This is a genomic window from Nostoc sp. CHAB 5715 (assembly GCF_020829685.1).
GTDB lineage: Bacteria > Cyanobacteriota > Cyanobacteriia > Cyanobacteriales > Nostocaceae > Nostoc.
In genome coordinates this window covers 1-7,988 of the sequence record NZ_JAIVFR010000267.1, presented here as the reverse complement: position 1 = coordinate 7,988, position 7,988 = coordinate 1, and the positions used below count along the sequence as shown (strand labels likewise).

Sequence of the window (7,988 nt, the reverse complement as noted above, 5' to 3'; positions counted from 1 at the left end):
CTAAATGGTTCTGGATTATCAAAGTCGTTATAGTTGAATAAGCCTACAGATTCAGATAAATCACCTTTTGTAATCACTTCGCCAATGGTTCAGCAGCCAATGTCGCCAAATTCATCAAATCAGTCCGAACAGTCAGAACAAGTTGAAAAAATTTATTTACCGCGTACCAGCGAATCGGAGAACTTAAAGAAGATTCGCCACACTGCTTCCCATGTTATGGCAATGGCAGTACAAAAGCTGTTTCCCAAGGCGCAAGTTACAATCGGCCCTTGGATTGAAAACGGTTTTTACTACGACTTCGATAATCCAGAACCATTTAGCGAAAATGATCTCAAAGCCATCAAGAAAGAGATGGCGAAGATTATTAATCGCAAGTTGGCGGTTATTCGAGAAGAAGTCAGCCGTGAAGAAGCCCAAGGCCGGATTCAGGAAATTAAGGAACCTTACAAGCTAGAAATCCTGGCAGATATCAAAGAGGAACCAATCACGATTTACCATCTGGGGAATGAATGGTGGGATTTATGTGCAGGGCCTCATCTAGAAAATACCAGTGAATTAAACCCCAAAGCAATTGAACTAGAAAGCGTTGCTGGTGCTTATTGGCGTGGGGATGAAACTAAAGCCCAATTACAACGCATCTACGCCACCGCCTGGGAAAGCCCAGAACAACTCGCTGAATATAAACGACGTAAAGAAGAAGCGCTACGGCGAGATCACCGGAAACTGGGTAAGGAACTGGGATTATTTCTATTCTCTGATTTAGTAGGGCCGGGTTTACCTTTGTGGACACCCAAAGGTACTCTGTTACGGAGTACTTTAGAAGACTTCCTCAAGCAAGAACAGATAAAACGGGGTTATTTATCTGTAGTAACGCCTCACATTGCCAGAGTAGACTTATTTAAAACCTCTGGACATTGGCAGAAATATAAAGAAGATATGTTCCCTTTGATGGCAGATAATGAAGAAGCTGCTGCACAGGAACAGGGCTTCGTCATGAAGCCGATGAACTGCCCCTTCCACATCCAAATATATAAGAGTGAGTTACGCTCTTATCGAGAACTACCGATGCGACTAGCGGAATTTGGTACTGTTTACCGCTACGAACAATCAGGGGAATTGGGCGGTTTAACACGGGTGCGCGGTTTTACTGTGGATGATTCTCACCTGTTCGTCACCCCAGAACAGCTAGATAGTGAATTCCTCAGTGTGGTGGATTTAATTTTGTCGGTGTTCAATAGTTTGCAACTGAAGAACTTTAAAGCTAGACTCAGTTTCCGCGATCCAGCTAGTGATAAGTATATCGGTTCCGATGAAGTTTGGGACAAAGCCGAAGGTGCAATTCGCCGTGCGGTTGAAACCTTGGGGATGGATCACTTTGAAGGTATTGGAGAAGCGGCATTTTATGGCCCCAAACTCGACTTTATCTTTAGTGATGCCCTAGATCGGGAATGGCAATTAGGAACTGTACAGGTAGATTACAACTTGCCAGAACGCTTTGATTTGGAATACGTCGCCGAAGATGGCGTTCGCAAACGCCCAGTGATGATTCATCGTGCGCCTTTTGGTTCATTGGAACGGCTGATTGGGATCTTAATTGAAGAATATGCAGGCGATTTTCCTTTGTGGTTAGCGCCAGTGCAAGCTAGATTACTGCCAGTAGGTGATACACAGCTAGACTTTGCTAAAGATGTGGTGACGAAAATGAAAGCGTTGGGCATCCGTGCAGAAGTTGATACCAGTGGCGATCGCTTGGGTAAACAGATTCGCAATGCAGAGAAAGAAAAAATACCCGTGATGGCTGTGGTGGGAGCTAAGGAAGTGGAAACTAACACCTTAAGTATCCGTACCCGCCCCTCTGTGGACTTGGGAGCTATCCCTGTAGATGAGGTGGTGGATAAGATGAAGGATGCGATCGCTAACTTCGATAACCTTCAGATCGATGTCACAAGCGCAGATTAACTTCAAATAGCAAACAGTAGGCTGGGTAATGCCCAGCCTCAAAAATTAACTGAAAAATCAGAATTAATGCCAGCCAAAGACATTTATCATGATTGTGTGAAAAATGCACTCATCAAAGATGGGTGGAAGATTACGGATGACCCCCTTAGCCTAAAAATTGGTAAGAAGGATATATTTATTGATTTAGCAGCCGAGAAACTGTTAGCCGCAGAAAAACAGGGAAAGAAGATTGCTGTAGAAGTAAAAAGTTTTATCGGCGTATCGGAAGTAGAAGACCTCAAAAATGCCCTTGGTCAGTACATATTGTACGAAAAAGCTCTCCGACGAATTGAATCAAAAATAATTCTTTATTTAGCAATTCGTGACACAGTATTTATTAAAATTTTTACAGAAGAAATTGGCAAAATTTTATTAGAAGATAATACTTTAAAATTGATTGTCTTCGATTCCCAAGAAGAGGTGATTACCAAATGGATAAACTAGAGTCTTACCGAAATATAATCCGTAAAACACTTGCAGCATATCTCAATATTTCCTATGCAAATGCTAATATCCGTAATCGAGCGGCATTTGACTCAGAAAATGATCAATATCTAATTATTTCTGAGGGCTGGGATGATAAACAACACCTGCATAGCTGTTTAATTCATGTCGAAATAATTCACAGTAAAGTTTGGATTCAGTCCGATAATACCGAAAATGGTATTGCGAATGAACTCGTTCAAGCAGGTATCCCTAAAGAAGATATTGTTTTAGGATTTCACGAACCTAACGTTAGAAAATATACGGGATTTGCTGTTGCTTAGAAATTCAATTTAAATTTTCAAAGACCTGCGATCGCTTAGGTAAACAGATTCGCAATGCAGAGAAAGAAAAAATACCCGTGATGGCTGTGGTGGGAGCTAAAGAAGTGGAAACCAACACCTTGAGTATCCGTACCCGCGCCTCTGGGGAATTGGGAGTTATCCCTGTAGATGAGGTGGTGGATAAGATGAAGGATGCGATGCCTGCGGTGGTCACTGAGCCAAGTCGAAGTGCGGGCTGCGCCAACGCTAAGTTCGAGAATTTCTAAAATCTAACCGCAGACGCACACTAATTATAATTGGTGTGCGTTTTGTCTAGTAGGGCACTGAGGCTGATTGTGATCCGATCATCGCCTAGCTGTTAGGTTTTGGCAAAGGTGCGATGTCTACGACGAGCTTCGCTTATGTAACGTATTTAAGATCAAACACTCATTAATGAAGTTCAAACACTCATTAATGGAGTTCAAACACTCATTAATGGAATTCAAACACTCATTAATGGAGTTCAAAGACTCATTCACGAGTATCAAAGACTCATTAACGGAGTTCAAACACTCATTAATGAAGCTCAAAGACTCATTCACGAGTATCAAAGACTCATTCACGAGTAGCAAATACTCGTTAACGGAGTTCAGAGGTGGATTCATCCAGTTCAAATACTCATTTTACAGCAGTTTTCATGTATTTGAACCACATCTATCGTAGGGGCACAGCAATGCTCATTGGTGTCAACTTAAGCTATAAATATAGGACTAATATTTGATTTCTGAAAAAGCTCGGTACAACTCGAAAAGCCTAATTCCTTATTCCCTACTCCGTACAGACGCGATTAATCGCGTCTCTACCCACTCCCCGCCTACGTAAATAATTTCAAAAATCAAATACGATTCCTATAGTTTAACTGTTGGCTGACTCACCCGCCTTGAACTAAAGTTCTTTGGCTTTTAGCTAAAGTCTACTGAAGTAGACTAAAGATTTTTTGCTATATTTAGTCATCTTCAGATGACTTCCGCTATTAGCAAGGAACTTCAGTTCCTTGCGGGACATAGCTTTTACGTTAAGTTGACACGTATGAGCTGGCTCGTGCCCCTACCGCGTGGTCTATTTACCTGAAAATAGCTGTAATTTTAACTTTTCACGGAATCTGGAAGGTCAGAAAGTATCACAGACAACAAAACTTTTCTCAATCACCGCACCCAAGAAAACTTTTCGAGTTATTCAACACTGATAGGATTGATCTAAAGACTTGTGGAATCTGCTCTTCCTAAACAGACTGGACTTGCATAAATTACTGTCAACAATTTTTAACTCACATGATGAACCGCTTTACCTCTATTTTGCTCGCTGGCTTGATAGCATCTGCATCAGCTTTGGCTATTTCTCCAAAAGCTGATGCTAATACACCAGCCTCTTATGTTGCTGAGTTAGATAGCTACGGCTATCAACGCAACAATGATGGTTACTACGAACGTTACAGTCGTCACCACAGACATGGTGACTATGACCGCCAGAACAACCTTCGCAACATTCGTGACAATAACTATCGCTATGAGCGCGATTATAACCGTCGCTACGAGCGCGATAATAACCGTCGCTATGAGCGCGATAATAATCGCCGCTATGAGCGTGACAATAACCGTCGTTATGAACGCGATAATAATCGCCGCTATAAGCGTGACAATAACCGCCGCTATGACCGCGATAATAACTTTCGTAGCATTTATGACAATAACTATCGCTATGACCGCGAAAATAACCTTCGCAACATTCGTGATAATTACCGTCGCTATGAGCGCGATCGCAACTGGGGTCGTGGTTAATCCCTTTGCCTATTTATTAGCTTAGTTCCAAGTGAACTGAGCATTAATTCTACTTGGCGGTAGGACAGACACAATCTCTTTTTCCACTCATTCCAATATCTGACTTTTCACTCTTATGTAGAAAACCTCGCTTCTATTCCCTAGTAAGGAAAATTACTCAAGGGTTAGGTTTAGCGTTAATTTTTCTATATGGCCTGAATTGTCAGATTTTTATTAAATCAACAACAGGACTTACGCAAATAATAGCCAAAACCTGAAAAACCACTACCGACCCTTGAGGTTAACTATTACTAATTGGAGCGAATCAGCTCACTGTCATCCTATAATTTCATTCTTGAAGCCCTATTCTATGCAGCTTCATCTTAAATTGGTATTAGCCCTCTTTTGTTACTTTCGGCAAAGAATAATCTGTGATCCTTGCCCATAATTGGTTTTACCCATAGAGCTTCCAAAGGAAGCTTCTATTTAGTTTGCGATCGCTAATCTCTTGACCAAATCTGACGGCATGTTACATCCAATTACCTGTGACACAGAGAGTGTACGGATTAGTAATGGGTTATGAAGACATAAATGATCATGAAACGTAATCAATTACGTCTGTGGTTTACTTCCATAGCTTATGTTTTGATGAATGCCCTTCGAGAGAAATGTTTGGCAAAAACCGAACTCCGAAATGCCCAAATTGGAACTATTCGTAGAAAGTTATTGAAATTAGGAGCAATTATTACTGTTAGTCGCCGAGGGGTTTTAATTGCAATTAGTAATGCTTGCCCCTACAAAGGTATTTTCGCAACAGCTTATAATTATTTATCTCGGCTAAAATGTCCTGGTTGATTTTAACCTAATTGGAATTATAGTTATTAGCTTGCAATTTGGGTTAGTTTACTTGAGTAAACCCTAGTTTTACTATGTCTATTGTTCTGTTCAAAGAGTTTTTAGCTTAGTATTTGATACTTAGATTGTCTTAAATGTTTAATTTATACGTAAGATTTGATTAGCGATCGCTCTCCCGGAGGGGTCATCTCACAAAATCGCATTGCTCCCTTTGAAAAGTAAATAAGTACCCTGACCTAAGTGCGGTGTCCAAATCTAATCTCCTAAACGGGATAGCGACCATCAAGATGTCACTTCACCAATAAATTCACCAATGGTACTTAGAACCAGGCTCATATACGGGCGTAAGATCGCACCACTGTAAAGACGGTTTTGGCTGTCAGGGTAACTTTTAATTATAGTCTCAAGCTCTCAAATTTTCCTCTAGCCCCCTGTGTTTCTTCTATATATCACTAGCGGACTACGCCGCTAGTTAGAGGCTCATATCTTGCACCAGTCCCAAAAACCGCCATAGCTTAGAAACCTATGGCTAACAGCAGAAAATTTGAAACTTACTGAAGGTAAACAAGTCTACGCCATAGTCAAATCATCAGATGTAATGATTGCCATAGATTAAAGTAATTTTTGGCATTCTATTAAGGGAGGAGCAATCAAACTGCCTCTTTTTAATGTTCTACTGTTAAATAAAAATTATTCAAATCGCTTTTAAATTTTTAATCCTATGAATATTTATGAGGTTGTCGTCTCAAAGGTACACACCAAGGTTTACCCATTACTGGGTCTGGCACAATTCGACACGCTAATCCAAACACCTCCTGCACCATTTCTTCTGTCATTACATCTGTCGGATTTCCATAAGCCATGACAGCGCCATCGCGTAAAGCTACTAGTTGATGAGCGTAACGACACGCATGGTTCAGGTCATGCAACACCATGACAATTGTCCGCCCTTCAAGTTTATTCAAATCCCAAAGTAACTCTAGCACTTCTACTTGGTGAGCTAAGTCTAAGAAAGTCGTTGGCTCATCCAATAGTAGAATTTGCGTATCTTGTGCCAAGGTCATGGCTATCCAAGCACGTTGCTTCTGTCCACCAGATAGGGTATCTACAGCTCTATCAGCTAATTCGTTGAGGTCTGTAATCGCCAACGCTTTGCGAACTTGGCGTTCATCTTCAGCAGTCCAAGATTGAAACCAATTATGTTGATATGGATAACGGCCTTGCGCTACTAAATCTCGCACAGTCAATCCTTCTGGTGCTGCTGGGCCTTGAGGGAGAATACCGAGTTGCTGTGCAACTTTTGTCGTTGACTGTCGAAAGATATCAGCGCCATTGAGATATACAGTACCAATATGGGGTTTGAGTAATCTAGCCAAACCTCGCAGTAGAGTAGATTTACCACAGCCATTAGGGCCGACTAGAGCGGTAATTTGTCCTGTAGGAATCAGCAGGTTGAGACCGGATATAATTGGTTTGCCGTCGTAAGCAAGGCTGAGATGTTGGGTTTCAAGAGCTGTGTTGTCCATAGGGCTTTTTTATTGCAAGGATAAGTACATAAGTCTAGTTTGTCTGGGAGTGCGATCGCACTGCCGCCCAGTGCTTTATTGCGTTCGCCCTTGGCGATGGCTTTGCCATCGCTTTTGAATCCAACTAATGATTCTTGGCAGAGGAATGACCAAAATCCAATTTGTAAAGCTAGCCGAAATGGTAGAGCATAGCATCTTGCGTTCAGGAGGTCATCATATATCAAGACTTTCTCTAAAGAACCGCGTAGACCGTAAGGGCTTGTCGTAGACATCGCCTTTCACGATAGATATGTAAATCATATTGCGATGATATTACCAATAATATTGGCTACTTAATGCTGCGTTTGGTGAAGATACTCTGACAAAAGACTTAAGATAATCTAACAGCACTCTCCCAGATGATTTTAATTAAAAACGGCTTCAATACTCAGTTTGAGCAGCCTAATGATGAGTTGCCCCGTCAGAGTAGCAAGATTTAGAATGCTATTTTTGAGATTTGTATCAAAAATATATTTGGTATTTTACTCAACTTTGTTGGTAATATTCAGACTACGATAAACGACGTACCTGATGCAACAACCCCAATTTAAGGAGCAGAATCTTGGGGTGAGATTGTCATAGGGTTTTGGATAAAGGGTAATAGGTTTTCCACTTACCCTTTATACCTTAACTAAGAGCATGTGGTGAGCAACAGATGATCAAGTGTGTATGAGGAAGGTTCAATGAAGCCGCAGAGATTAAACTATTTTTTCTTACAGAGTCTGTTGCTGATAGGTTCAGTGATGGTGATGTCTATTTATAAGCCTCTGCGTGTTGTCGCTTTTCCTATTATGGCGGCAGAAATACCAACAAGTAACCAGCAACTATTACCAAGGGCAATAATCACAAAGTCAGTTGTACCTGTTAGAAAGATTCGGAGTCTAAACCAGATAGAGCATTCGCTCACTAGTGCCCAAAAATTAGTACAATCGCCGACACTACTTTAGCTTTCTCCCCACTTGTATTTATTAAGGTATAACTTTTAGCAGCAGCTGGGATTACAAAAG

The 7,988-nt window shown here is 41.1% G+C and carries 8 protein-coding genes and 1 pseudogene; 6 read left to right on the top strand and 3 right to left on the bottom strand.

Annotated features, from left to right (window positions below):
- The first annotated feature begins 84 nt into the window (after positions 1-84).
- The 4 genes and pseudogenes from thrS to LC574_RS16275 form a co-directional block, all read left to right on the top strand.
- Positions 85-1,959: a threonine--tRNA ligase gene (gene thrS, locus LC574_RS16290; protein ID WP_229454481.1), complete on the top strand. Its 1,875-nt coding sequence runs from the start codon at positions 85-87 to the stop codon at positions 1,957-1,959.
- Between the two features lie 66 nt (positions 1,960-2,025).
- The gene (locus LC574_RS16285; protein ID WP_229454480.1) at positions 2,026-2,442 is read left to right on the top strand and encodes a XisH family protein; all 417 of its coding nucleotides are present in this window, start codon (positions 2,026-2,028) and stop codon (positions 2,440-2,442) included.
- Positions 2,430-2,765, top strand: coding sequence for a XisI protein (locus tag LC574_RS16280; protein WP_229454479.1), 336 nt, complete (start codon positions 2,430-2,432; stop codon positions 2,763-2,765). The genes LC574_RS16285 and LC574_RS16280 overlap by 13 nt, the downstream gene beginning before the upstream one ends.
- Positions 2,766-2,794: 29 nt before the next feature.
- A pseudogene (locus LC574_RS16275) lies at positions 2,795-3,031 on the top strand (His/Gly/Thr/Pro-type tRNA ligase C-terminal domain-containing protein); the annotation flags it as partial.
- Positions 3,032-3,148: 117 nt separating this feature from the next.
- Here LC574_RS16275 and LC574_RS16270 read toward each other — a convergent pair.
- Entirely contained in the window at positions 3,149-3,409 is a 261-nt protein-coding gene (locus tag LC574_RS16270; RefSeq protein WP_229454478.1) for a hypothetical protein, read from the bottom strand.
- Between the two features lie 666 nt (positions 3,410-4,075).
- On the opposite strand from LC574_RS16270, the gene LC574_RS16265 reads away from it, so the two are divergent.
- The gene (locus LC574_RS16265) at positions 4,076-4,582 is read left to right on the top strand and encodes a hypothetical protein (RefSeq protein ID WP_229454477.1); all 507 of its coding nucleotides are present in this window, start codon (positions 4,076-4,078) and stop codon (positions 4,580-4,582) included.
- Positions 4,583-5,158: 576 nt separating this feature from the next.
- Positions 5,159-5,416 carry a transposase gene (locus LC574_RS16260; protein ID WP_229454476.1) on the top strand — a complete coding sequence of 86 codons (258 nt, stop codon included), beginning with the start codon at positions 5,159-5,161 and terminating at the stop codon, positions 5,414-5,416.
- A gap of 719 nt (positions 5,417-6,135) precedes the next feature.
- Here the strand turns inward: LC574_RS16260 and LC574_RS16255 are convergent.
- Together LC574_RS16255 and LC574_RS16250 are read right to left on the bottom strand one after the other, a co-directional pair.
- Positions 6,136-6,942 (bottom strand): ABC transporter ATP-binding protein, encoded by an 807-nt coding sequence (locus tag LC574_RS16255; RefSeq protein WP_229454475.1) that lies wholly within the window; start codon positions 6,940-6,942, stop codon positions 6,136-6,138.
- Positions 6,861-7,214 (bottom strand): hypothetical protein, encoded by a 354-nt coding sequence (locus tag LC574_RS16250; RefSeq protein WP_229454474.1) that lies wholly within the window; start codon positions 7,212-7,214, stop codon positions 6,861-6,863. The genes LC574_RS16255 and LC574_RS16250 overlap by 82 nt, the downstream gene beginning before the upstream one ends.
- Positions 7,215-7,988 lie beyond the last annotated feature (774 nt).